Source organism: Janthinobacterium fluminis, from assembly GCF_028595325.1.
GTDB classification, from domain to species: domain Bacteria; phylum Pseudomonadota; class Gammaproteobacteria; order Burkholderiales; family Burkholderiaceae_D; genus Janthinobacterium; species Janthinobacterium fluminis.
Genome location: NZ_JAQQXR010000004.1, coordinates 60720 through 84972, shown reverse-complemented (window position 1 = coordinate 84972; position 24253 = coordinate 60720). Strand labels below are relative to the sequence as shown.

Here is a 24253-nt window from a genome sequence, read left to right as displayed (position 1 = left end):
AACTGCAATGTCCGAGAAAAAATTCGCCTCGCAAGCCGATCTGGAAGAGAAGAAAACCAGTTTCATCAAGCTGTCCGACAACGCCTACGCCTATACGGCCGAGGGGGACCCGAATTCCGGCGTCATCATTGGCGACGACGGCGTGATGGTCATCGACACGACGGCCACGCCCATCATGGCGCGGGCGCTGATACGCCACATACGCGGCGTCACCGACCTGCCGATCAAGTACGTGGTGCTGTCGCACTATCACGCCGTGCGCGTGCTGGGCGCCTCGGCTTACTTCGAGGAGGGCGCCGAACAGATCATCGCCTCGCGCGGCACCTATGAAATGATCGTCGAGCGCGGCGAACAGGACATGAAATCGGAAATCGAACGCTTCCCGCGCCTGTTCTCCGGCGTCGAGTCGGTGCCCGGCCTGACCTGGCCGACGATGGTGTTTGAGAAGGAGATGAGCATCTTCATGGGCAAGCTGGAAGTCAAGCTGATGCAGGTCGGCATGGGCCACACCAAGGGCGACACCATCGCCTGGATTCCCGCGCAAAAAATCTGCTTCTCCGGCGACCTGGTCGAGTACGACGCCGCCGCCTACACCGGCGACGCCCAGCTGGAGGAATGGCCGGCGACGCTGGAGGCGCTGCGCGCGCTGGGCGCCGAGCAGCTCATTCCCGGCCGCGGCCCGGCGCTGGTGACGCCCGCCCAGGTCAACGCCGGCATCGACTACACCAAGGACTTCGTCACCACGCTGCTCGACAGCGCCAAACAGGCGGTCGCCGCCGGCAGCACGCTGAAGGAGGCGATGGCGTTGGTGCGCAGCAGGATGGACCCGAAATTCGGCCATGTCTTCATCTACGAACACTGCCTGCCTTTCGATGTCACCCGCGCCGTCGACGAGGCCGGCGGCATCAAGCACCCGCGCATCTGGACCGCCGAGCGCGACCAGGAGATGTGGCACTCGCTGCAACACTAAGCCGGCCAACCAGGAGCGGATATGGAAAAAGACTATCAGCACATCGCCTACGCCTACCGCCGTTCGGACGACGAGGGCCGGGCGGCGCCGGTGCGCCGCCCGGTCGTCATCGTCGGCGCCGGCCCGGTCGGCCTGGCGACGGCGATCGACCTGGCGCAGCAAGGCGTGCCCGTGGTGTTGCTCGACGACGACTGCCGCCTGTCGGTCGGCTCGCGGGCGATCTGCTTCGCCAAGCGCACGCTGGAGATTTTCGACCGGCTCGGCTGCGGCGAGCGCATCGCGCAAAAAGGCATCTCGTGGAACGTCGGCAAAGTGTTCTATCGCGACGACATGGTGTACAGCTTCAACCTGCTGCCCGAATCGGGGCACCGCCGGCCGGCCTTCGTCAACCTGCAGCAGTACTACGTCGAAGGCTATCTGCTGGACCGCGCGCTGGAACTGCCGAACCTGGAGGTGCGCTGGTATAACAAGGTGACCGGCATGGACCGGCGCGCCGACTGCGCCGAACTGACGGTGGAAACGCCGGGCGGCGTGTACACGCTGCAGGCCGACTACGTGGTGGCGGCCGACGGCGCGCGCAGCGAGGTGCGCCGCCTGTGCGGGCTGGAGAGCAAGGGACGCACCTTCCAGGACCGCTTCCTGATCGCCGACGTCAGGATGCAGGCGGATTTCCCCACCGAGCGCTGGTTCTGGTTCGACCCGCCGTTCCACCGCAACCAGTCGGTGCTGCTGCACCGCCAGCCCGACAACGTCTGGCGCGTCGACTTCCAGCTCGGCTGGGACGCCGATCCGGTCGCCGCACGCCTGCCGGAAAACGTCATCCCCCGCCTGAAAGCGCTGCTCAGCGACGTCGAATTCCAGCTGGAGTGGGTCAGCGTCTACACCTTTTCCTGCCAGCGCATGGACAAGTTCCGCCACGGCCGCGTGTTCTTCGCCGGCGACGCCGCGCACCGCGTGTCGCCGTTCGGCGCGCGCGGCGCCAACAGCGGCGTGCAGGACGCGGAAAACCTGGCGTGGAAGCTGAAGCTGGTCCTGGACGGCAAGGCCCCCGACGCGCTGCTCGACAGCTACGGCGCCGAGCGCGAATACGCGGCCGACGAAAACCTGCTCAACTCGACCCGCGCCACCGACTTCATCACACCGAAAAGCGCGGTCAGCCGCACCTTCCGCGACGCCGCGCTGCGGCTGTCGAAGTGGCACGAATTCGCCCGTGGGCTGGTCAACAGCGGCCGTCTGTCGCGCCCGGCCACTTTGCTCGGCAGCGCCTTGAACACGCCGGACAGCGCGCAGTTCGGCGGCGCGATGGTGCCGGGGGCGCCGGTTGACGACGCGCCGGTCGGCGTCAACGGCGCGGCGGGCTGGTTCAGCGCCTGCGTCGGCAACGCCTTCACCGGCGTCTATTTTTGTGGCGCGGAGGCGCCATGGGAGGCGCTGCTGGCGCTGCGCGACGGCGCCATCGGCATCAAGCCGCTGCTCGTGCTCGGCGCCGGCGTGGCCGCGCCGGCGCTGGACGGCGTCGATATCATCAGCGACAGCGAAGGCTTGCTGGCGCGGCGCTTCGACGCCAGTCCCGGCAGTTACTACCTGCTGCGGCCCGACCAGCACGTGTGCGCGCGCTGGCGCGCCTTCGACGCCGCGCGCGTGCGCGAGGCGCTGCTGCGCGCCACCGGCCACGTCATCGACACCCCAACCATAGCGAGCGCCCCATGCCTGGCACATTGAACACCCAGCCTAACCTGGCCTGCCCGGATGAATTCTACGAGCGCCTGATCGAGATGCACCGCGACTTCACGCAGACGCAGAGCGAGGCGGCGAATGCCGCGCTGATCCTGCTGCTGGCGAACCATATCGGCGACGCCGGGGTGCTGCGCGAGGCGCTGGACATCGCCCGCGCCGACGGAAAACTGGCCTGAATAAAGGGAGAGGTATGCAAACCGAGCAAACACAGGCGGGCGCCGGCCCGCTGCGTTACCAAACCGGCTTCGGCAACGAATTCGCCAGCGAAGCGCTGCCGGGCGCGCTGCCCGAGCAGCAGAATTCGCCGCAAAAAGCGCCCTACGGCCTGTACGCCGAACAACTGTCCGGTACCGCGTTCACGGCGCCGCGCCACGCCAACCGGCGTTCCTGGCTGTACCGCATCCGCCCGGCCGCCGCCCACCAGCCCTTCGAGCGGATCGGCAACGGCCGTTTCGTCAGCAGCTTCGGCGACGTCGCGACGACGCCTAACCAACTGCGCTGGAGCCCGGCGCCGGCGCCGACCCAGCCGACCGATTTCATCGACGGCATCGCCACGATGGCGGGCAACGGCAGCCCGGCGGCGCAGAGCGGCTGCGGCATCCACCTGTACGCGGCGAACCGCTCGATGCGGGAGCGTTACTTCTACAACGCCGACGGCGAAATGCTGATCGTGCCGCAGCAGGGCCGGCTGCGCTTCTACACCGAACTGGGCGTGATCGACGCCGAACCGCAGGAAATCGTCGTCATCCCGCGCGGCCTGCGCTTCCGCGTCGAGCTTCTCGACGCCAGCGCGCACGGCTACATCTGTGAAAACTACGGCGCCTTCCTGCGCCTGCCGGACCTGGGCGTGATCGGCTCCAACGGGCTGGCCAATCCGCGCCATTTCCAGACCCCGCACGCCTGGTACGAAGAGCGTACCGGCGACTTCACGCTGTGCGCCAAATTCATGGGCAATCTGTGGGCTGCCAAAATCGGCCATTCGCCGCTCGACGTGGTGGCCTGGCACGGCAACTACGCGCCCTATAAATACGACCTGCGCCGCTTCAACACCATCGGCTCGATCAGCTACGACCACCCCGACCCGTCGATTTTCCTCGTGCTGCAATCGCCCAGCGACACGGCCGGCGTCGACAGCATCGACTTCGTCATCTTCCCGCCGCGCTGGCTGGCGGCGGAACACACCTTCCGCCCGCCCTGGTTCCACCGCAACGTCGCCAGCGAATTCATGGGCCTGATCCACGGCGCCTACGACGCCAAGGCCGAGGGCTTCGTGCCGGGCGGCGCCAGCCTGCACAACTGCATGAGCGGCCACGGGCCGGACGCCGGCACCTTCGACAAGGCCAGCGCCGCCGACACTACGCGGCCGCACCACGTCGCCGACACGATGGCCTTCATGTTCGAGACGCGCGCCGTGCTGCACCCGACCGCGCACGCGATGCACGACGCGTCCTTGCAGGCCGACTATTTCGAATGCTGGCAGGGACTGCGCGCCAACTTCGACCCCAGCAAGCGTTAACCACTACGACACCCGGAGACAAAACATGTATCAATTCGCTTTATCCAAGATGGTGATGGCCGGCGCCGTGCTGGCCGGCCTGCACGGCGCGGCCGCGGCGGCGGACGCCATCCGCATCGGTTCGGTCGTCTCGGCGACAGGCGCGGCCGCCTACCTCGGCGACCCGGAGTTGAAGACGCTGCAGTTGTACATAGAGCGCGTCAACGCCGAGGGCGGCGTGCTGGGGCGCAAGCTGGAGCTGATCCACTACGACGACGGCAGCGAGGCGAACAAGGCCAACAGCTTCGCCAAGCGCCTGATCGAGTCCGACAAGGTCGACCTGATCATCGGCGGCACCACCACCGGATCGAGCATGGCCATGATACCGCTGGTGGAAAAGGCCGGCATTCCCTTCATCTCGATGGCGGCCGGCGTGCCCATCATCGAGCCGGTCAAGAAATGGGTCTTCAAGGTCGCGCCGACCGACCGCATGGCGGCCGAAAAAGTGTTCACCGAAATGAAGCGGCTGGGCATCACCAAAATCGGCCTGCTGTCCGAAACCAGCGGCTTCGGCCAGTCCGGCAGCAAGGAAACCCAGGCCGTCGCGCCGAAGTACGGCATCAGCATCGTCGCCAACGAAACCTACGGCCCGAAGGACACCGACGTCACGGCGCAGCTGACCAAGATACGCTCGACGGCCGGCATCCAGGCCGTTTTCGTGTTCGGCGCGGGGCAGGGGCCGGCCGTCGCCACCAAGAACTACAAGCAACTGGCGATCGCGCTGCCGCTGTACCAGTCGCACGGCGTGGCCTCGGAGGAGTACATCAAACTGTCCGGGGCGGCGTCGGACGGCGTCAAGCTGCCGGCCGCCGCGCTGGTCATTGCCGCCCAACTGCCGGCCGCCGACCCACAGAAGGCGGTCGTGTCGGCTTATGAAAAAACCTACCGGGAACGCTACAAGGCGGACGTCTCGACCTTCGGCGGCCACGGTTACGACGCGCTGATGATCGCCGTCGCCGCCATCAAGAAGGCCGGCGGCACCGACAAGGCCAAGGTGCGCGACGCCATCGAGGCGACCAGGGGCTACATCGGCACGGCCGGCCAGTTCGACATGTCGGCCAGTGACCACATGGGCTTGGGCCTGTCGGCATTCCGCCTGCTCGACATCAAAAACGGCGCGTGGCGCCTGGTGCAATAGGGCGCCGGGGCGGTAGTGGTTTGATTCTTGCTTGTATGTGGATCACCCATCCACAGAAAAGCTTACATGACGCCCAGACGCCCATTGACCCCGCCCGCGCGCACGCTGCGCATCGTCGTCGTCAATACCATCATCAACCCCGAGGACGCGCCCGACGCGGCGCTGGCGGCGCAGGCGCGGCGCGGCAACCTGCTGCGCATCGGCCTGCTGGAGTCGGGCTACGATATCGTCGCCTCGCTGCCGGCCGATTTTTACCTGCCCGAGCGCATCGCCCAGCTGCAGCCGGACCTGATCATCATCGACGCCGAGTCGGACGCCCGCGATGTGCTCGAACACATCGTCATCGCCACGCGCGACGAGCGCCGCCCCATCGTCCTGTTCACCGAGGACGGCGACACTTCCAGCATCGACGCGGCGATGGAAGCCGGCGTATCGGCCTATATTGTCTCCGGCCTGCAGGCCGAACGCATCAAGCCGGTGCTGAACGTGGCGCTGGCGCGTTTCCGCCAGGAGCAGAAGCTGCTGGCCGAACTGTCCGACACCAGGCACAAGCTGGCCGGGCGCAAGGTGATCGAACGGGCCAAGGGCTTGCTGATGGCGCGCCACCAGCTCTCCGAGGACCAGGCTTACCAGAAGCTGCGCAGCATGGCGATGAATAAAAAACTCAAGCTGGCCGAGGTCGCCCAGCGCATCCTCGACGTCGAGGATTTGCTCGGCTGAGTGCGATCCACGATGGTGCGGCGCACAATCGTGGTGCGTCTTGCTGAGCGGAAAATACACCCAAGCTCGCAATCGAGGGTCCGCCGCCAGCTTTTCGCGGCCGCTGCCTTGGCGCGTTGCCTTGGCGCACTGCCTTGGCATGCTCCTTGCTCAATCCATATTAAACGGTTCCCGCCAACGGCGGCCGGAGCCAGCTAAGACAAAGGCGTCTTTCAAGCATGAACGATTCGTGCCGGAGAGACGCTTTTTGCATTTTTGGATATAACAGGGAGCGGTATGCCAGAACAAGCGAGCGCGGGGGCCTGGGTGGCCGGGTCGGACAAACCGGAGCGGGAGACGGTCAGGGTGGGTTTCCTGCCGCTGACGGACTGCGCCTCGCTGGTGATGGCGGCGGTGCTGGGCTTCGACCGCCGCTACGGCATCAAGATCGAGCTGCGCCGGGAGGCGTCGTGGGCCGCCGTGCGCGACAAGCTGGGCAGCGGCGAGCTGGACGCGGCGCATGCGCTGTACGGTCTGGTGTATGGCGTCCAGATGGGCATAGGCGGGCCGCAGCGCGACATGGCGGTGCTGATGAACCTGAACCACAACGGCCAGGCGATCACGCTGTCGCGCGCGTTGGCGGGGCAGGGCGCGGTCGACGGCGCCTCGTTGGCCGGGTTGATGCGCGCCCGGCCGCGCGCCTACACCTTCGCCCAGACCTTCCCCACCGGCACCCACGCGATGTACCTGTATTACTGGCTGGCGGCGCACGGCATCGCCCCGTTCCGCGACGCCCGCGTCGTCACGGTGCCGCCGCCGCAGATGGTGGCGAACCTGGACGCCGGCCATATAGACGGTTTCTGCGCCGGCGAGCCCTGGGGGCATCAAGCCATCCTCGACGGCGTCGGCGTCACGGCCGCCACCACGCAGCAAATCTGGCCCGACCATCCGGGCAAGGCGCTGGGCACGAGGCGCGAGTTCGCCGCGCAGAACCCGCACACCTGCCGCGCCTTGATCGCCGCCGTGCTCGACGCGGGCAAGTGGATCGAGGCGTCAGTCGCCAACAAACGCAGGATGGTCGAGGTGATCGCGGCCGCCGACTACCTGAACACGGGGCGCGGCGCGATCGAGGAGCGCATCCTGGGACACTATCAAAACGGCCTGGGTAAGCGCTGGGACGACGCCAACAGCCTGAAATTCCACCGCGAAGGGGCCGTCAACTTCCCCTACCTGTCGGACGGCATGTGGTTCATGACGCAGCACCGCCGCTGGGGTTTGCTGAAGGACGAGCCGGATTATCTCGGCGTGGCCGGCGCCGTCAACCAGGTGGCGCTGTACCGGGAGGCGGCCGTCATGACGGGCACGGCGCTGCCGGCCGGGCTGATGCGCAGCGCCACGCTCATCGACGGCAAGGTGTGGGATGGCAGCGACCCGGCGGCGTATGCGGCGTCGTTCGATATACAGTGGGCTAAACACGACAGGGAGCAGGCATGAGCAAGCTAGGTAGCGTGACACTGGTCGGGGCCGGCCCCGGCGACCCGGAGTTGTTGACGATCAAGGCGCTGAAGGCGATCCAGCAGGCCGACGTGCTGCTCACGGACGATCTGGTCAACCCCGACATCCTCGCCTACGCGCCGGCGGCGGCGCGTGTGATCCACGTCGGCAAGCGCGGCGGTTGCCGGCAGACGCCGCAGGAATTCATCGAGCGCCTGATGCTGGCCGAGGCGCGCGCCGGCATGCGCGTCGTGCGCCTGAAGGGCGGCGACCCGTACCTGTTCGGCCGCGGCGGCGAGGAGCGCGCCATGCTGCGCGCCCACGGCATCGCCGTCGACGTCGTGCCGGGCATCAGCAGCGGCCTGGCGGCGCCGGCCAGCCTCGGCGTGCCGCTGACGCACCGGCGCTGGAGCCAGGGCGCCGTCTTCGTCACGGGCCACGGCAAGGACGCCGCGTCGGAGCCGAACTGGGCGGCGCTGGCGCAAAGCGGGCTGACCCTGGTCATTTACATGGGCGTGGCGCGCTGCGCGGCGATCCAGGCGGCCCTGCTGGCGGGCGGCGCGGCGCCCGCCACGCCGGTGGCCGTGGTGCAGTCGGCCAGCCGGGCCGGGCAGCGCCAGTTGCTGACCACGCTGGGAGAATTGCCGGGCGCCTTGCGCGCGAGCGGCCTGGGCAGCCCGAGCGTCATCGTCGTCGGCGACGTCGTGCGCTGCGCCGACGACTGGGGCGCGCTGCGCGGCCTGGCCGAGGCCGGCGTCGCGGCGGCGGCCAAGTAATTTCCTACATAACAATAGATTCCCGTACTGCCATCTGGCGTGCCCGCCTGCCGCCTGCGGCTTTTCCGCAACGCCGACATGACCTGGCGAGCCAATTTGATGTCCTGGCGAGCCAGTTGCGTCTATGGCTCAAGGTGTAGCCACTTCAACTTTGCCAAAAAGCTATGCTTGTCGGCAAGCCGCACCAGCCATCCGACGGACCAAGGCCGCACGCGCCGCCGCCCGCCCAGCCATCTTCCAGCGGCCTTCATACGCAGTTTCATTCACCCATGCATTGCTACGGAGAATTAAATGACCAGACTGATACGCATTGCCCTGACCCTACTTTTGCTTTCCATTACCACCATTGCCAGCGCCACCAATTACACCCTGTGGATTAACGGGCGCAACGGCAAGGGCACCGCCGGCGATTACGCCAGCTTCACCTACTGGGGGCCGGCGGCGACTGCCGCCGGCGTCAATAAAAAGGCGGTCAATTGGGATGGCTACAACAGCATTTCCTCGCAAAACGGCAAGATCCGCGATGCCCTCGACTGCTTTTGCACGGGGCCGAACTGGTGCTACGTGGCCACCCACAGCGCCGGCGACTTCATGATGGCCTACACGATGGCCAACTACGGCGGCAGCTCGCGCCTGAAAAAGAACGCCAGCCCGGGCAGCGGCGGCGTCTGCGGCAACACCGACGGCAGCAGCCAGGTCGGCTGGAACATCAAGTGGGTGCGCGCGGCCTCGGGCGCGGCGGGCGGCTCGGAACTCTCCGACATCGGCTCCGACACGACCTCCGAACCGCTGGTCAAGGACTTGAAGACGACCACGGCCCGCGCCATGTTCAACCACAACGAGACGCGCAACGTCTGGTTCTATATGTATCCGGGCGGCAAAGGGACGCTTTATTCCTTCGTGTTGCCGGGCCAGGACGACCAGGCCATCGCCTACCATAGCTCGGGCGGCGTCTCCGGCGCGGCCGGCCAGGCGCTGTGCAATCCGGGCGACTCCTGCCCCGAGCTGACGATGGGCAGCGGGGCGAACGCCAACGGTTCGACCAAGTGGAGTTACCATTCGGTCGAGTTCCGCGACACCAAGGAGCAGTATGACCATTATTCCAACGGCAACTGGCAGGGCATCATCTCCGTCGTGCGCGGTGCCGTGGTGAACAGTGCCCGCTAAGCGGGGCAAGCAGGCGCAGCCGGCCGGCCCGGCTGCGCCCGGGGCCGGCTGGCTGCGGCGCCATTGGCCGGCGACGCTGTGCCTGGCGGTGGCGCTGCTGGCCGCCGGCGTCGCGCTGTGGCCGGCGGCCGGCGAGGCCACGGCGGCGCGCCCGGCCGTCGCCGCCGCGTCCGCGCCGGCCTGGCCCGGCATCGGCGCGGCCCCGGACGTGCCGGCAGGCGGTCCGGCCGGCATGCCGGAACTGGTCAGCCAGCTGGAGCAGGCCGACCGCGCCTATTGCAGCTACCGCGACAACACGCGCTATCCGAACAGCTCGCGGCCGATGGCCGAGCATCCCGACCAGGTGTATCCGAACCGGCCGGTGGAGGAAAGCCACCCTATGCGCACCGACAAGGGCAGCGATCGCACGGTGCAACTGCAAACCTCGCAGACGCGCGTCTACATGGCGCCGGGCGAGAGCGTGGCCTTCACGCTGAAGGCCGTCGATGCGGCCGGCGCGAGCTTGCCGCTGAGCGTCACGCGGGCGGTGGCGCGCGGCCTGACCTTCGGCGCCAGCCGCCCGGTGACGCCCGTCACCCTGCAATTTGGCGGCCGCGAGGACGGCAGCCACGCGGCCACGCTGGCGCCGTCGCAGAGCGGCTTCGCCCAGTTCGACGGCACCATACGTACCGAGGTCAACTACAGCGTCGGCGAGCGCGCCGGCGTCGTCGTCTTCGACGTCATCTACACGCCGGAATTGCCGGCCACGTGGAGCGGCCCGGTGCGCGACGTCGTCGAAAACGGCTCCTTGACCTATTATTTGAAGGCCGAGGTGCGCCAGCCGGGCCGCTACGTGGTCAGCGGCCGCGTCGACGACGCCAAGGGCAAGCCCTTTGCGCTGCTCACCTTCAACGAGGTGCTGGCGGCTGGCCCGAACGACATCAAGCTGACCGTGTTTGGCAAGCTGATTGGCGACCAGCAAGCGGCGCTGCCGCTGACGCTGCGCGACGTCGACGCCTATCTGCTGAAGGAAAACACCGACCCCGACCGCGCGCTGATGCCGCGCCTGGCCGGCCCGGTGCACGTCAGCAAGAGCCATCCGGTCAAGGACTTCGCCGACGCCGAATGGCAAAGCGAGGAGCGCAGCCGCTATTTGACCGAGCTGAACAAGGACGTCGAGCAGGCCAGCAAGAGCCTGCTGCAATTCGCGCCGGGGCAGGTGGCGCTGCCGCCGCTGGCGCAGCGCTGCGCGCAACTGGCCGGCGACAAGCCTTGACGTCGGGCGCCGCGGCCTTGGGGGCGCGGCGCGTTTCCGGCATCGGGGCAAATATTGCGCCCGTTGGTGGTCAAAACGCCAAAACCTGCAGCGGCGATGCGGAAGGCCGTGTTGGACGTGGTGGCGGCTAGAGCGCAATCTGGCGCCAAAGCCGGGCCAGGGCTAGGCGCGGCGATTTCCCTGTGGAACAGGACGCGCTCAAGGATAAAAGATAGATTGGATACGCATGGCGAAGCCAGTTGTTCACCGCTACTCCGGCAGCGTGGCCTGTTGCGGTTGGCCTGCAAGGCTCATGTGCTCGAACCTCCAGCGCTTGAGTTGTTTGAATACGCCGTAGCTTATTGCCTCTTCAGAAATGGCGTCACAACTGGATAACTCGATATGCTGCCATTTTCCTTGCGGCTTAAAGAGTTTTTCCTCAAATGCTTTTTGGATTTCTTGCGCTGCCGTCGCGGCCACCTTTTCAGCTTCTAGTGGTTCCGGTTCTGCGGGGTAAATGATCATAATGCTGAGAGTGTATGTATCGTCTGGGCCGTCCCGATTTATTTCTGCGCCATCGTCCACATCAAAAAAAATGCCAGAGACGTTCTCACCTGCTGGCTTCATGATGTTGTAAATCTTCTCGGCTAGTTTCACCTCTTTGCTGCCGAGACGCCGCTCGAATTCTTCTGGAAACGCTGAACGGCGATACCTGCTTGCGAGCCAAAACTGTAATGTATTGAGGCTTGTGGGGCTGAGTTGCAAGTCTTGGCGCGGAGTAGTTTCTTGGAGCGTTTCTTTTGGAATTGGTATCTTCTTGCTTGCCTCAAATTCCGCAATTATTGACGGCGCGCCGTCAAATATTATGTGGAGTTTTCGAGGGTTTTTTGAGTAACAGTAATTTCCATTTAATTCATCCACGATGCGGCCAACTATTACCTCAATGGCGGGTTCAATCGTAGGTGTTTGAGTGAGATCGCAGTCATGGCTGGCAATAACAACCAATGTGTGTTCCTTGCCATCTGCATGGCAAAGCCCCAATTTCTCCGCCACGTCGCTTTGTAGGAGTTGTCCTTGCCGCCACGGTGTGTCCCGACTCCATTCCGCCATATTTCACCTATTGTGGCTAGCCGGCGGATGGCAAGTCAAAATCCACAGTTGGCGGAATTTTTTCTCGATCTTCAAAGCGAGCACTTAATCGTTCGCGTTGCTCAGATTCTCGCCTGAGTACTTGAATTAATACCGCAGCGGCGTCTGAGGCAGAGGCCCCGGACTGCGCGACTTGGAGAAGTGTTTTTCCGCTTGCGAACTTTCGTTTCAGTAGCGTGCTATTGACGCTCACGCCTGCATGGGAAAGCACGTCTGCGGCTTGCGCAAGGTCGCGAAGTTTCAAAGCATTCTCTTCTGCAATTGCCTCCCCATTGAGCCAGTTATATATGGATTGTCGAGTAACACCCAATGTGTTCGCGAGGTCAGAAACGGCAGGCGACAGCACTTGGCGTATCCGGGCCAAGTCTTGTGCCGAATTGCGCGCCGCAACAGCCTCAACCAGGTTGGTTTTAATAACGCGAAATTGGCTAGCATTCTGTCGAAACATGGCAGGCTGGGGTTCGCTACCAGTTCCGATCGTTGACTGTGCTGTCACAGCGGCGGCGGTTGGCCAATTGAACTCGCGCGTATAGCCAAATGAGCCTCCAGTGCCAATGCGGGAATTTGCACTACTGCGATAGTTGGCAGCAGTATGCATTATGTAGCTCCTTTTATGTACTAAGCCCATGCAGCAAGAGCATGGTCAGTAACTGTAGCCTTAAATGACTGTTCAATAATATCGTGTAGGGCAGTTAGGCGAGATTTTATTGCAGCTAAATCAAACTCTTCTCGCTTTACAAATGCGGCATCAGTGTCGACTGAAGCATGTAAACCTGTCCATGTGGTGAAGCGCGGGTCAATTGTCGGTGGCCGCGTAGCCAAGTCATCAGGAAGCCCTATGCCGCCAGAACGAATGGTGACTCTCGATACCAGTTGACCTGCTGCGGTCAAGGTGACCGTTTCGCTAACGGACTGCGCAAGTTCGCCTGGCAGTTTGTTTGCCAGGCCAAGCACTTGCGGCGTGAGATAATCTTCCAACTTGTCGCTTGAGTTCACTGGATGAACGGCATCGAGATAGCGCAAACCAATTCGTTCGACAAAATCAAGTTGCAGCACTTGATTTAGAATTTTTAGTCCGTCCAGCAGTGTTTGCAAAAACGATTCGAACGTTTCGTACGCAGTCGTCTGCAATGTTATTGCATTTGTTTCAAGTAAAAAACTGGTTCGTTCCGCCATGTCGCCAAAGTAAAAGCGCGATTGACGACTAAGGGACGGCACCTGGGATTGCTCCGTCCCCCCGGTTCCGAGCGGGAATACAAATCGCTGATGCACCTCATGCTTGAAATCCGGAAAGCGCTTCTCCCGCATGTTCGATTGAATGCTTGGAAGGTAGCTATCCAGGTCAAGGATGGGGTTGAACTGAACTTGCGCCACCGTATAGTAGACCGGCGCAATTCGCATTTTCTTTCCCATGGGGAGCTCAATATGGTTGACAGGTTACGTGACACTTTACAGTGTACTTGACATCTAGTGTAGCACAAGGTTTTCTGTCTGATTTTCCTCAAAGTCAGTGCATTTAGCTGGGTCTAGTTGTTCAGTCCTGGTGGGTTTGCTGTAGTGGCTCGCCGATACGGCTGTTGACTTGTCATAACAAGCCGCGACGACGGTACAATGGCGCCGGCGCAGCTTGCCGTCGCGCGGAAGGCGGGGGCGGGCGCATTCACCAGAACCCCGAAACGAAGAGAATCATATGTCTAAGCAAGCAATGACCGGTCCCCTGTCCGACGACGAATACGCCGACCTCGATACCCTCCTGGCCGCGCCCGAACTGGGCGAACGTGCCATGGACGTATCGACGCTGGAGGGCTTCCTGACGGCGGTGGCGATCGGCCCGAACCCGGTCTTGCCCAGCCAGTGGCTGCCGTGGGTGTGGGACATGGAGGCGGGCGCCGCCGGCATGTCCGGGCTCGGCGCCGGCGACGCCGAGCGTATCGCCGGGTTGGTCATGCGCCATTACAACCATATGGTCACGTGGATGACGCAGGACCCCGACAGCTTCGACCCCATCTACACCTGCGGCGCCGAGTGGGGCGCGGCCGAGTGGTGCGAGGGTTTTCTGCTCGGCATGCAGTTGGACGGCGATGGCTGGCGGCCCCTGCAAGTCAGCGAGCCGGCCTGGTTCGCGCCGTTCATGCGCCTTGGCACGTCCGATGGCGCGGCGCTGACGGCGCAACACGACGACGCCGGTCATTGGATGGACGAGGTGGTGCCGTCGGTCGTGAAGATCAATGCGTTCTGGATGCGGCAGCGCGGCGTGCCGATGCCGGCATCGGCGCACGAAGGCGGCAAGCGGCCCGTGGTGCGCGAAACGCCGAAGGTGGGGCGCAACGACCCCTGCCACTGCGGCAGCGGCAAGAAGTACAAGAAATGCTGCGGCGCCGCGGAAGCCTAGAACTCCGGGCCGGACGGCGCCATTACCGGGACGGCGCCGCCTGAAGCCGGCGCAGCTGCGCCGCCTGGTAGGCCGCCACGGTATCGTTGAACAGGCAGCGTATCAAAGGGTCGTCGACAATGTCGGCCGACTCCAGCTCGGCTTCGGTGCCGGCGTCGAAAACGCGGTCGTTGATCCGCATATACATCGACGTCAGGGATTCGCCCAAGGCCAGCGCCGCGTAGATTTTGCAAACAGGTATCTCGGTGGACCAGGATAAGGGCTCGTCGCCGAGGCCGACACGTTCTATGCGGTCGCCGTGTATGCGATACCGGAAATGCTCCACGGCGCCCGCGTGGTCGTAAGTGGACAGTTGCCACAGCCGTGGCTGCTGGAAGAAACTATCCTCGGGCAATTCCATCTCCTCGTATTTTTCCAGCAAGCCGGAGCGGCAAAAATCCAATGCGATGGCGCTCTGCTCCGTGGAGAGCGGCGCAAAACGCCGGGCAATTTCGCCCGTGCCAGGCGGGACGGCATGTTGATCGTATTGGTAGTCGACATCCTGATTCCCCACTGGCAGCACCCAGCGCAGCGGCGGCGCCGCCGTCAGCGCGGTACGATCGAGTACAAACGACACCGACGGGTTGAGCCTGAGCACGCGCGACTCGGGCAGCGCCGCCTCCACTTCCTGCTGGAACTGCCGATAGCTGATCGGGAACATCGCGTGGTTGTACCAGGACCAGGCTTCCTGAACGAATTGGCAAGAGCTGGGGACGATATATCTGGGCTGTAGCGCGCGCAGCTGGTCCAGCCATTCCGGCGGCAGTTCGGCTGGGCCGGCGGCCGCCCTGGACGGCGCGATCACGGCGAGTTCGCGCATGGTTTGAAACGGCCACAGCACCATGTCCCACGGCGCGCACTGCGCCAGCGCGGGAAGCGCCAAGGGGTCTATCCAGGAATCGACGACGTTGAGGACGTTCAGCCCGGCCGCCTTGACGTGGAACATGGAATCGACATCCGCGTCCAAGGCTTTTCGCGGGATCACCTCGAACGGCCCGACCGAGACGGGCATGTCGATGCCCAGGCGGTGGACATGCTGGAAGCCCAGGTCGCCGATCATGGAAAACAACTCGTCGAAAATACAATACAAATAGATCGGCGTCTGACGGTCGAGCAAGTTCAGACTGTCCAGCGAGCAGTGGTCATCGTGGAAATGGGAAATAAAGACGGCGGCCAGCTTCAAATCCGCAATCTGCCGGTGGTCGAACGCCACATCGGGAAAAGCGTGGCAATTCCTGCTGAAGGGGTTTTCAAAAATCGGATCGAAAGCGACCGCCGTGCCGTCGCAGTCGAATAGATAACCTGCGTGCAGTATTCTGGAGATGGTAAGAGGCATATGGTGGGGTCGGTGAGTTCAACGGCCGCCGCCGGCAGGCAGGCGGCCAAGGGCAAGCAGGATAGCATTTTTGCGACTGTGCACTGCACCATTTTCGGGCGCAAGCGCACCGCAATATCCCATGCTGCGCCAGTCCAAGGCGCCAACTTCTCCCCGCCCGCCCGGCTTCTCCCTCTGTGCGCCGGCGCGCCGGCATCTGGCACGGCGTTTGCTAGAGAATAAGTACCGGATCAATGGCGATCCCCTGAACAACACGTGCCGGTCCAACGATGGACCGACAAGGACAACGGCGTCCGCCCAGCCTGGTTTTTACGCCAGGTGGGGCGGACGCTTTTTTGTTTTTAACGGGATAAAAAAATGGCCAGCAAAGCAAACAGCATCAATCTCTTCTCCTTCCACACGGCGCCGATGCGCGCCTTCCACCTGACCTGGATGGCGTTCTTCATCTGTTTCTTCGCCTGGTTCGCCTGCGCGCCCCTGATGCCGGTCATCAAGGGCGAGTTCGGCCTGAGCCTGGCGCAAATCGCCAACATCAATATCGCCGCCGTGGCCATCACGATCCTGGTGCGCCTGATCGTCGGCCCGATGTGCGACCGTTTCGGTCCGCGCAAGACCTACACGGGCTTGCTGCTGCTGGGCGCGATCCCGGTGCTGGGCGTGGCGGCGTCGCAAAGCTATGAAAGCTTCCTGTTCTTCCGCCTCGGCATAGGCGCGGTCGGCGCCAGCTTCGTCATCACCCAGTACCACACGTCGGTGATGTTCGCGCCGAACGTGGTCGGCACGGCCAACGCGGCCGCCGCCGGCTGGGGCAACACGGGCGGCGGCGCGGCGCAGGCGCTGATGCCGCTGCTGCTGGGCGCCGTGCTGATGCTGGGCGTGTCGGAGTCGCTGGGCTGGCGCGTGGCGCTGCTGGTGCCCGGCGTGTTGATGTTGCTGATGGCGGCCGTCTACTGGCGCTACACCCAGGACTGCCCGGAAGGCAACTATAGCGCCATGCGCGCCGCCGGCATCGCCATCGACGGCGGCAAGAAGGGCGGCTGGGACAGCTTCAAGGCCGCCAGCATGAATTACCGCGTCTGGCTGCTGTTCGTCACCTACGGCGCCTGTTTCGGCATCGAGATTTTCATCCACAACATCGCCGCCGTGTACTACGTCGACCATTTCGGCCTGTCGCTGAAGTCGGCCGGCCTGGCCGCCGGCAGTTTCGGCCTGCTGGCCCTGTTTGCCCGCGCCCTCGGCGGCTGGCTGTCGGACAAGATGGCGCTGCGCGGCAGCTTGAACAGCCGCGTCACGCTGCTGTTCGTGATGATGATAGGGGAGGGCGCCGGCCTGCTGTGGTTCGCCCGCGCCGACACGGTGACGTTCGCCGTCATCGCCATGCTGTGCTTTGGCCTCTTCACGCATATGGCTTGCGGCGCGACGTATGCCTTGGTGCCCTTCATTGACAGCAAGGCGCTGGGCGGCGTGGCCGGCATCATCGGCGCCGGCGGCAATGTCGGCGCGGTGCTGGCCGGTTTCCTGATGAAGGGCACCGGCGATATCCAGCAGACGCTGGGCATTCTCAGCGCGCTGGTGATTGTCTCCGCGCTGTGCGCCATTGCCGCGCGCTTCAGCAACGCCGCCGAACCGGCCCTGGCCCCCGCCGTAGGAGCATGAGCATGAAAATTATCGTAATCGGCCACGGCATGGTGGGCCACAAATTCCTCGAACGGCTGGCCGACAGCGGCGCGCCGCATCTGCAGGTGACGGTGTTGTGCGAGGAGCCGCGTCCCGCCTACGACCGCGTGCATCTATCCGAATTCTTCTCCGGCAAGTCGGCCGAGGACTTGTCCCTGGTGCCGCCCGGCTTTTTCGAGCGCGGCAACATGCTGCTGAAGCTGAACGCGAAGGCCGGCGCGATCGACCGCGCCGCCAAGACCGTCACCACCGGCGCCGGCGAGGTGCTGCCCTACGACAAGCTGGTGATCGCCACGGGATCCTATCCCTTTGTGCCGCCGCTGCCCGGCAAGGAGCGCAAGGATTGCTTCGTCTACCGCACCATCGAGGACCTGGAGGCGATGCTGGAATGCGGCCGGCGCTCGAAGACGGGCGTGGTCATCGGCGGCGGCCTGCTGGGCCTGGAGTGCGCGAAGGCGCTGCGCGACATGCAACTCGACACCCACGTGGTCGAGTTCGCGCCGCGGCTGATGGCGGTGCAGGTCGACGAGGGCGGCGCGCGCGTGCTGCGCCGCAAGATCGAACAACTGGGCGTGACGGTGCACACGCAAAAGAACACGCTGGAAATCGTCGACGGCGAGGCGGGCCGGCAGCGCATGCAGTTCGCCGACGGCAGCCATCTGGACACGGACATGATCGTCTTTTCGGCCGGCATCCGCCCGCGCGACGAGCTGGCCCGCGCCTGCGGCCTGACGGTGGGGCCGCGCGGCGGCATCGCCATCGACGACAGCTGCCTGACGTCGGACCCGGACGTGTATGCGATCGGCGAGTGCGCGCTGTGGGGCGGGCAGATTTTCGGCCTGGTCGCGCCCGGCTACGAGATGGCGCGCATCGCCGCCCGGCACCTGCTGGGCGAGCAGGGCGCGTTCACGGGCGCCGACATGAGCACCAAGCTGAAGCTGATGGGCGTGGACGTGGCCAGCCTGGGCGACCCGCACGGCGCCGCCGCCGGCAGCCGCAGCTACCAGTTCACCGACGAGCGCAAGCAGATTTACAAGAAGATCGTCGTTTCCGAGTGCGGCAAGTTCCTGCTCGGCGGCGTCATGGTCGGCGACGCCAGCGAGTACGGCACGCTGCTGCAAATGATGCTCAACCGCATAGAGTTGCCGGCGTCGCCGGAATTCCTGATCCTGCCGCAGGCCGACGGCAAGGCCCGTCCGGGGCTGGGCGTGGACGCCTTGCCGGCCGCCGCGCAGATTTGCTCGTGCAACGACGTCAGCAAGGGCGCGCTGTGCGCGGCCGTCGGCGCCGGCGCGACCTCGATAGGCGCGCTGAAAACCTGCACCAAGGCGGGCACGGCCTGCGGCGGCTGCGTGCCCCTGGTGACGCAGATCATGAAGGCGGAGATGAAAAAGCTCGGCCTGGACGTCAACAACCACGTCTGCGAGCATTTCGCCTATTCGCGCCAGGAGCTGCACCATCTGGTGCGGGTCGGCAAGATCACGACGTTCGCGGCCTTGCTGGCGCAGCACGGCAAGGGCCTCGGCTGCGACATTTGCAAGCCGGTCGCGGCGAACATCCTGGCCTCGTGCTGGAACGACTTCGTGCTCAAGCAGGAGCACGCCAGCCTGCAGGACAGCAACGACTACTTCCTCGGCAATATCCAGAAGGACGGCACCTATTCCGTCGTGCCGCGCATGGCCGGCGGCGAGGTCACGGCCGACGGCTTGATCGCCGTCGGCACGGTGGCGAAGAAGTACGGCCTGTACACCAAGATCACCGGCGGCCAGCGCATCGACCTGTTCGGCGCCCGCGTCGAACAGTTGCCGCTGATCTGGGAAGAGTTGATCGCGGCCGGCTTCGAGTCCGGCCACGCCTACGGCAAGGCGCTGCGCACCGTCAAATCCTGCGTCGGCTCGACCTGGTGCCGCTACGGCGTGGCCGACAGCGTCGGCCTGGCCATCGAGCTGGAGAACCGCTACAAGGGCTTGCGCGCGCCGCACAAGTTCAAGTTCGGCGTCTCCGGCTGCACCCGCGAGTGCGCCGAGGCGCAGGGCAAGGACATCGGCCTGATCGCCACCGAGAAGGGCTGGAACCTTTATGTGTGCGGCAACGGCGGCATGAAGCCGCGCCACGCCGAGCTGCTGGCCGCCGACCTGGACAAGGAAACGCTGGTGCGCTATATCGACCGCTTCCTGATGTTCTACGTGCGCACGGCCGACCGCCTGCAGCGCACCAGCGTGTGGCGCGACAACCTGGAGGGCGGCCTGGATTACCTGAAGGACGTCGTCGTCGGCGACAAGCTGAACATCGCCGCCGAACTGGAGGCCGACATGCAGCGCGTCGTCGACAGCTATGCCTGCGAGTGGCGCACCGCCGTCGAAGACCCGGAGACGCGCAAGCGCTTCCGCCATTTCGTCAACAGCGAGCGCGGCGACGAGAACGTCGTCTTCGTCGAGGAGCGCGGGCAGATCCGCCCGGCCACGCCGGACGAGCGGCGGCGCGTGACGATTCCCATCATCGCCGAGACGGCATGAGCCTTGCGGCGGACAGCCGGGCTTCCGCCTCCGGGATGGCATGGACTAATTCACTATTGGAGAACCGTATGCACCGCGACCTGAAAACCGAACACTGGGTGGCCGTCTGCGCACTCGACGACATCGTGCCGAACACCGGCGTGTGCGCGCTGCTGAACGGCGAGCAGGTGGCCGTGTTCCACGTCAACGACGGCCGCGAGCGCGTCTTCGCCATCGCCAACTTCGACCCGAACTCGGGCGCCGCCGTGCTGTCGCGCGGCCTGGTCGGCAGCCTGGGCGAGCGCATCGTCGTCGCCTCGCCCATCTACAAGCAGCATTTCGACCTGCAGACGGGCGAATGCCTGGAGTCGCCCGAGCATTCGGTGGCCACCTGGCCGGCCCGCATCGACGGCGGCAGGGTCTGGGTAGGCGCATGAACGGGCGCGCCGCGAAGCCGTCGCTGGTGGTGGTCGGCAACGGCATGGCCGGCATGCGCACGGTCGAGGAGTTGCGCAAGCTGGCCCCTGAGCTGTACGACATCAGCGTGTTCGGCGCCGAGCCGCACGGCAATTACAACCGCATCCTGCTGTCGCCGCTGCTGGCGGGCGAAAAGAGCGTCGACGACATCATGCTCAACACCCGCGAATGGTATGTCCAGCACGGCATCGCGCTGCACGCCGGCGACCCGGTCGAGCACATCGACCGGCGCCGCCGCATCGTGCGCGCCCGCTCCGGCCTGGAAGTGCATTACGACCGCCTGCTGCTGGCGACCGGCTCGACCCCCTTCATCATCCCCGTGCCGGGCCACCAACTGCCGGGCGTGATCGCCTTCCGCGACATCCAGGACGTCGAAACCATGCAGGCGGCGGCGCGCCGCCACCGCCACGCCGTCGTCATCGGCGGCGGCCTGCTGGGGCTGGAGGCGGCCAACGGCCTGCGGCGCCAGGGCATGGAGGTGACGGTGGTGCACGTCACCGGCAGCCTGATGAACCAGCAGCTCGACCAGCCCGCCGCGCTGCTGCTGAAAGGGGCGCTGGAACGCAAGGGCCTGCATTTCCTGCTCGACGCCCACACGGCCGAAATCGTCGGGCCGCGGCGCGTGACGGCCGTGCGCTTCCGGGACGGCAGCGAGATTCCCGCCGACCTGGTCGTCATGGCGGCCGGCGTGCGGCCGAATATCGCGCTGGCCAAGCAAGCCGGCCTGCACTGCGAGCGCGCCATCGTCGTCGACGATACGCTGCAAACCTACGACCCGCGCATCTATGCGGTGGGCGAGTGCGTGCAGCACCGCAGCGCCACCTTCGGGCTGGTGGCGCCGATCTGGGATCAGGCGCGCGTCTGCGGCGCCCACCTGGCCGGCGCCGGCCACCGCCGCTACGTGCAGCAGGCCACGCCGACCAAGCTGAAGGTCACCGGCGTCGAGCTGTATTCCGTCGGCGACTTCATCGGCGGCCCGGACAGCGAAGACCTGGTGCTGCGCGACCCGCGCCGCGGCGTCTACAAGCGCCTCGTGCTGAAGGGCCGGCAACTGGCCGGCGCCGTGCTGTACGGCGACGTGCAGGACGGCCCCTGGTACTTCGACCTGATCCAGAAGCGCACCGACATCTCCGCGATGCGCAACCATCTATTGTTCGGCAAGGCGCTCTGCGGCTTGGCGGCGTGACCAGGAATTGACCGTGAACCTCTCCGCTATCCCCCTAGCCGTGCGCACCACCTGTCCCTATTGCGGCGTCGGCTGCGGCGTGCAGGCGACGCCGCTGCCGGACGGCAGCATCGCCATCGCCGGCGACGCCAGCCACGGCGCCAACGCGGGCCGGCTCTGCGTCAAGGGTTCGGCACTGGGCGAGACGCTGGGCCTGGACGGCCGCTTGCTGCACCCGCAGCTGCGCGAGGGCGGCGCGCTGCGGCGGGCGTCCTGGGACGAGGCGCTGGACAAGGTGGCCGGCGGCTGGCGCGACATCATCGCCGAGCACGGCCCGGACGCCGTGGCGCTGTACGTCTCGGGCCAGTTGCTGACCGAGGACTACTACATCGCCAACAAGCTGATGAAGGGCTATATCGGCAGCGCCAACATCGACACCAATTCGCGCCTGTGCATGTCCTCGGCCGTGGCCGGCCACAAGCGCGCGTTCGGCGCGGACCTGGTGCCGGGCTGTTACGAGGACCTGGAGCTGGCCGACATGGTCGTGCTGGTCGGCTCGAACACGGCCTGGTGCCATCCCATCCTGTTCCAGCGCATCGTCCGCGCCAAGGAGGCCAGGCCGCAGATGAAGCTGGTCGTCATCGACCCGCGCCGCACCGCCACCTGCGAGTCGGCCGATTTGCACCTGCCCGTCAAACTGGGCACCGACGTCTGGCTGTTCAACGGCCTGTTGTGCTATCTGGCGCAGCACGGCGTCGTCGATGCCGGCTTCGTCGCGGCGCACACCAACGGGTTCGACGAGGCGCTGGCCGCCGCCCATGTCGATTGCGCCGATCCGCTCGCCGTGGCCCGGGCCTGCCGCGTCGATCCGCGCGATGTGCTCGATTTTTACGCGATGTTCGCCGCCACCGCCAAGGTCGTCACCGCCTTTTCGCAGGGCGTCAACCAGTCGTCGGCCGGCACCGACAAGGTCAACAGCATCATCAACTGCCACCTCGCCACCGGCCGCATCGGCCGGCCCGGCATGGGGCCGTTCTCGCTGACCGGCCAGCCCAACGCGATGGGCGGGCGCGAAGTGGGCGGCCTGGCGAATATGCTGGCCGCGCACATGGAGCTGGACCGGGCCGTGCACCGCGACACGGTGCAAACCTTCTGGGACTCGCCGCGCATCGCCGACCGGCCGGGGCTGAAGGCGGTCGAGCTGTTCCAGGCCATCGAGGATGGCAGGATCAAGGCCGTGTGGATCATCGCCACCAATCCGCTGGTCAGCATGCCGGACGCGAACCAGGTGCAGCGCGCGCTGGAGAAATGCCAGCTGGTGGTGGTGTCCGACATCGTCGAAAAGACCGACACCAACGCCTACGCCGACGTGCTGCTGCCGGCGCTGGGCTGGGGCGAGAAGGACGGCACCGTCACCAATTCGGAGCGGCGCATCGCCCGCCAGCGCGGCTTTTTGGCGGCGCCGGGCGAGGCGCGCGCCGACTGGCTGGCGCTGTGCCAGGTGGCGCGGCGCATGGGTTTCGCCGGCTTCGATTTCGCCGGCGTGCACGAGGTCTTCGACGAGCACGCGCGTCTGAGCGGCTACCGCAACGACGCGCAAGGCAGCCCGCGCGTCTTCAATATCGCCGCGCTGGCCGGCATGGACAGGCGCCGGTACGACCAGCTTGAGCCGCTGCAGTGGCCGTTGCGGGCGGACCCGGCCGGCGCCGTCGAGGGCACGCCGCGCCTGTTCGGCGACGGCCGCTACGCCCACGCCGACGGGCGCGCGCGCTGCGTCGCCACGGCGCCGCGCGCGCCGGCGCACCTGCCCGACGCCGACTATCCGCTGGCGCTGAACACGGGGCGCGTGCGCGACCAGTGGCATACGATGACGCGCACCGGCAAGTCGGCCAGGCTGGCCGACCACGTGCCGGAAGCTTTTGTCGATATGCACCCGCAGGATGCGCTGCTGTGCGGCGTGCGCGAGGGCGAGCTGGCGCGCGTGTCGACGCAGTGGGGTGCGATGGTGGCCAGGGTGCAGCACGGCGGCGGCATCGCCCGCGGCGCTGTCTTCGTGCCCATCCACTGGAGCGGCCAGACGGCCTCCGACGCCCGTGTCGGCGCGCTGGTCAATCCGGCCGTCGATCCCGTCTCCGGCGAGCCCGAGTTCAAGCACACGCCGGTGCGCGTCGAGCAGTTCCGCGTGTCCTGGCACGGCTTTATTCTCAGCCGCAGCGAGCTGAACCTCGACAGCGTGGCGCACTGGACCCGCATCCAGGGGCGCGACTTCGCCCGTTACGAGCTGGCCGGGCGCAATGCCATCGCCGACTACGGCGCGTGGGCGCGGCAACTGCTGGCGCTGGTCGACGGCGAGGCCGACTGGCTTGAATACGAAGACCGCAGCGCCGGCGTCTACCGCGCCGCGCACCTGGTCGACGGCCGCATCGAACAATGCCTGTTCCTGTCGCCGCGGCCGGACTTGCCGTCGCGCGCCTGGCTGGCCGGGTTGTTCGGCCGCGCCGGACTGGGCGACGCCGACCGCGTCGGCCTGCTGCTGGGGCAGCCGGTCGAGAAGGGCGCCGACACCGGGCCGACCGTGTGTTCCTGCTTCGGCGTCGGCCGCAACACCATCTGCGAGGCCATCCGCGCCCAGGGCCTGCGCAGCGCGGCCGAGGTCACGGCTTGCCTGAAGGCGGGTGGCAACTGCGGTTCTTGCGTGCCGGAAATCAAGAAACTGCTGCTGGACACCCGCGTCGAGGAAACGGCCTAGTGCT

Annotated in this window: 20 protein-coding genes; 16 read left to right on the top strand and 4 right to left on the bottom strand. The window is 65.7% G+C overall.

Going from position 1 to position 24253, the window contains the following annotated elements:
- The first annotated feature begins 7 nt into the window (after positions 1–7).
- The 10 genes from OIK44_RS11610 (at position 8) to OIK44_RS11565 (ending at position 10791) form a co-directional block, all read left to right on the top strand.
- On the top strand, positions 8–970 hold the full coding sequence (locus tag OIK44_RS11610; protein ID WP_273670915.1) for an MBL fold metallo-hydrolase: 963 nt from the start codon (positions 8–10) through the stop codon (positions 968–970).
- Positions 971–991: 21 nt separating this feature from the next.
- Positions 992–2692, top strand: a complete 1701-nt coding sequence (locus tag OIK44_RS11605; protein WP_273670914.1) for an FAD-dependent oxidoreductase — start codon at positions 992–994, stop codon at positions 2690–2692.
- Positions 2677–2883 carry a DUF2783 domain-containing protein gene (locus tag OIK44_RS11600; protein ID WP_273670913.1) on the top strand — a complete coding sequence of 69 codons (207 nt, stop codon included), beginning with the start codon at positions 2677–2679 and terminating at the stop codon, positions 2881–2883. The genes OIK44_RS11605 and OIK44_RS11600 overlap by 16 nt, the downstream gene beginning before the upstream one ends.
- A 14-nt stretch (positions 2884–2897) precedes the next feature.
- Positions 2898–4223: a homogentisate 1,2-dioxygenase gene (gene hmgA, locus OIK44_RS11595; protein WP_273670912.1), complete on the top strand. Its 1326-nt coding sequence runs from the start codon at positions 2898–2900 to the stop codon at positions 4221–4223.
- Positions 4224–4248: 25 nt separating this feature from the next.
- On the top strand, positions 4249–5400 hold the full coding sequence (locus OIK44_RS11590; protein ID WP_273670911.1) for an ABC transporter substrate-binding protein: 1152 nt from the start codon (positions 4249–4251) through the stop codon (positions 5398–5400).
- 66 nt (positions 5401–5466) lie between these two features.
- Positions 5467–6120: an ANTAR domain-containing response regulator gene (locus OIK44_RS11585; protein WP_273670910.1), complete on the top strand. Its 654-nt coding sequence runs from the start codon at positions 5467–5469 to the stop codon at positions 6118–6120.
- A 276-nt stretch (positions 6121–6396) separates the two neighbouring features.
- The gene (locus OIK44_RS11580; protein WP_273670909.1) at positions 6397–7593 is read left to right on the top strand and encodes a CmpA/NrtA family ABC transporter substrate-binding protein; all 1197 of its coding nucleotides are present in this window, start codon (positions 6397–6399) and stop codon (positions 7591–7593) included.
- Complete coding sequence (gene cobA, locus OIK44_RS11575) at positions 7590–8369, top strand: uroporphyrinogen-III C-methyltransferase (protein WP_273670908.1); 780 nt, start codon at positions 7590–7592, stop codon at positions 8367–8369. The genes OIK44_RS11580 and cobA overlap by 4 nt, the downstream gene beginning before the upstream one ends.
- A gap of 291 nt (positions 8370–8660) precedes the next feature.
- Positions 8661–9536: a hypothetical protein gene (locus OIK44_RS11570; protein ID WP_273670907.1), complete on the top strand. Its 876-nt coding sequence runs from the start codon at positions 8661–8663 to the stop codon at positions 9534–9536.
- A complete protein-coding gene (locus tag OIK44_RS11565) occupies positions 9526–10791 on the top strand; it encodes a hypothetical protein (RefSeq protein WP_273670906.1) in 1266 nt (421 codons plus the stop codon). The genes OIK44_RS11570 and OIK44_RS11565 overlap by 11 nt, the downstream gene beginning before the upstream one ends.
- Before the next feature lie 249 nt (positions 10792–11040).
- On the opposite strand, the gene OIK44_RS11560 is transcribed toward OIK44_RS11565, so the two are convergent.
- Genes OIK44_RS11560 through OIK44_RS11550 form a run of 3 tightly spaced genes read right to left on the bottom strand, consistent with a single transcriptional unit; the run spans position 11041 to position 13332 of the window.
- Positions 11041–11880, bottom strand: a complete 840-nt coding sequence (locus OIK44_RS11560) for a hypothetical protein (protein WP_273670905.1) — start codon at positions 11878–11880, stop codon at positions 11041–11043.
- 16 nt (positions 11881–11896) lie between these two features.
- Complete coding sequence (locus OIK44_RS11555; RefSeq protein WP_273670904.1) at positions 11897–12517, bottom strand: hypothetical protein; 621 nt, start codon at positions 12515–12517, stop codon at positions 11897–11899.
- A 20-nt stretch (positions 12518–12537) separates the two neighbouring features.
- Entirely contained in the window at positions 12538–13332 is a 795-nt protein-coding gene (locus OIK44_RS11550) for a TIGR04255 family protein (protein WP_273670903.1), read from the bottom strand.
- Between the two features lie 277 nt (positions 13333–13609).
- Here OIK44_RS11550 and OIK44_RS11545 point away from each other — a divergent pair, with 277 nt between their 5' ends.
- Positions 13610–14311 (top strand): YecA/YgfB family protein, encoded by a 702-nt coding sequence (locus OIK44_RS11545; RefSeq protein WP_273670902.1) that lies wholly within the window; start codon positions 13610–13612, stop codon positions 14309–14311.
- A 22-nt stretch (positions 14312–14333) separates the two neighbouring features.
- Here the strand turns inward: OIK44_RS11545 and OIK44_RS11540 are convergent, their stop codons facing one another.
- Positions 14334–15686, bottom strand: coding sequence for an MBL fold metallo-hydrolase (locus OIK44_RS11540; protein ID WP_273670901.1), 1353 nt, complete (start codon positions 15684–15686; stop codon positions 14334–14336).
- A 357-nt stretch (positions 15687–16043) separates the two neighbouring features.
- On the opposite strand from OIK44_RS11540, the gene OIK44_RS11535 reads away from it, so the two are divergent.
- The 5 genes from OIK44_RS11535 to OIK44_RS11515 all read left to right on the top strand — a co-directional run bounded on the left by OIK44_RS11535 (position 16044) and on the right by OIK44_RS11515 (position 24249).
- Positions 16044–17342 carry an MFS transporter gene (locus OIK44_RS11535; RefSeq protein WP_273670900.1) on the top strand — a complete coding sequence of 433 codons (1299 nt, stop codon included), beginning with the start codon at positions 16044–16046 and terminating at the stop codon, positions 17340–17342.
- Positions 17343–17344: 2 nt separating this feature from the next.
- On the top strand, positions 17345–19879 hold the full coding sequence (gene nirB, locus OIK44_RS11530; RefSeq protein WP_273670899.1) for a nitrite reductase large subunit NirB: 2535 nt from the start codon (positions 17345–17347) through the stop codon (positions 19877–19879).
- A 68-nt stretch (positions 19880–19947) separates the two neighbouring features.
- Entirely contained in the window at positions 19948–20295 is a 348-nt protein-coding gene (nirD, locus tag OIK44_RS11525; protein ID WP_273670898.1) for a nitrite reductase small subunit NirD, read from the top strand.
- Complete coding sequence (locus OIK44_RS11520) at positions 20292–21521, top strand: NAD(P)/FAD-dependent oxidoreductase (protein ID WP_273670897.1); 1230 nt, start codon at positions 20292–20294, stop codon at positions 21519–21521. Before nirD ends, OIK44_RS11520 begins: the two co-directional genes overlap by 4 nt.
- A gap of 13 nt (positions 21522–21534) precedes the next feature.
- Positions 21535–24249 carry a nitrate reductase gene (locus OIK44_RS11515; RefSeq protein WP_273670896.1) on the top strand — a complete coding sequence of 905 codons (2715 nt, stop codon included), beginning with the start codon at positions 21535–21537 and terminating at the stop codon, positions 24247–24249.
- The last annotated feature ends 4 nt before the right edge of the window (positions 24250–24253 follow it).

Coding starts and splice junctions, on each gene's coding strand:
- OIK44_RS11610 (WP_273670915.1), top strand. CDS start 8: ATGTCCGAGAAAAAATTCGCCTCGCAAGCCGATCTGGAAGAGAAGAAA.
- OIK44_RS11605 (WP_273670914.1), top strand. CDS start 992: ATGGAAAAAGACTATCAGCACATCGCCTACGCCTACCGCCGTTCGGAC.
- OIK44_RS11600 (WP_273670913.1), top strand. CDS start 2,677: ATGCCTGGCACATTGAACACCCAGCCTAACCTGGCCTGCCCGGATGAA.
- hmgA (WP_273670912.1), top strand. CDS start 2,898: ATGCAAACCGAGCAAACACAGGCGGGCGCCGGCCCGCTGCGTTACCAA.
- OIK44_RS11590 (WP_273670911.1), top strand. CDS start 4,249: ATGTATCAATTCGCTTTATCCAAGATGGTGATGGCCGGCGCCGTGCTG.
- OIK44_RS11585 (WP_273670910.1), top strand. CDS start 5,467: ATGACGCCCAGACGCCCATTGACCCCGCCCGCGCGCACGCTGCGCATC.
- OIK44_RS11580 (WP_273670909.1), top strand. CDS start 6,397: ATGCCAGAACAAGCGAGCGCGGGGGCCTGGGTGGCCGGGTCGGACAAA.
- cobA (WP_273670908.1), top strand. CDS start 7,590: ATGAGCAAGCTAGGTAGCGTGACACTGGTCGGGGCCGGCCCCGGCGAC.
- OIK44_RS11570 (WP_273670907.1), top strand. CDS start 8,661: ATGACCAGACTGATACGCATTGCCCTGACCCTACTTTTGCTTTCCATT.
- OIK44_RS11560 (WP_273670905.1), bottom strand. CDS start 11,880: ATGGCGGAATGGAGTCGGGACACACCGTGGCGGCAAGGACAACTCCTA.
- OIK44_RS11555 (WP_273670904.1), bottom strand. CDS start 12,517: ATGCATACTGCTGCCAACTATCGCAGTAGTGCAAATTCCCGCATTGGC.
- OIK44_RS11550 (WP_273670903.1), bottom strand. CDS start 13,332: ATGGGAAAGAAAATGCGAATTGCGCCGGTCTACTATACGGTGGCGCAA.
- OIK44_RS11545 (WP_273670902.1), top strand. CDS start 13,610: ATGTCTAAGCAAGCAATGACCGGTCCCCTGTCCGACGACGAATACGCC.
- OIK44_RS11540 (WP_273670901.1), bottom strand. CDS start 15,686: ATGCCTCTTACCATCTCCAGAATACTGCACGCAGGTTATCTATTCGAC.
- OIK44_RS11535 (WP_273670900.1), top strand. CDS start 16,044: ATGGCCAGCAAAGCAAACAGCATCAATCTCTTCTCCTTCCACACGGCG.
- nirB (WP_273670899.1), top strand. CDS start 17,345: ATGAAAATTATCGTAATCGGCCACGGCATGGTGGGCCACAAATTCCTC.
- nirD (WP_273670898.1), top strand. CDS start 19,948: ATGCACCGCGACCTGAAAACCGAACACTGGGTGGCCGTCTGCGCACTC.
- OIK44_RS11520 (WP_273670897.1), top strand. CDS start 20,292: ATGAACGGGCGCGCCGCGAAGCCGTCGCTGGTGGTGGTCGGCAACGGC.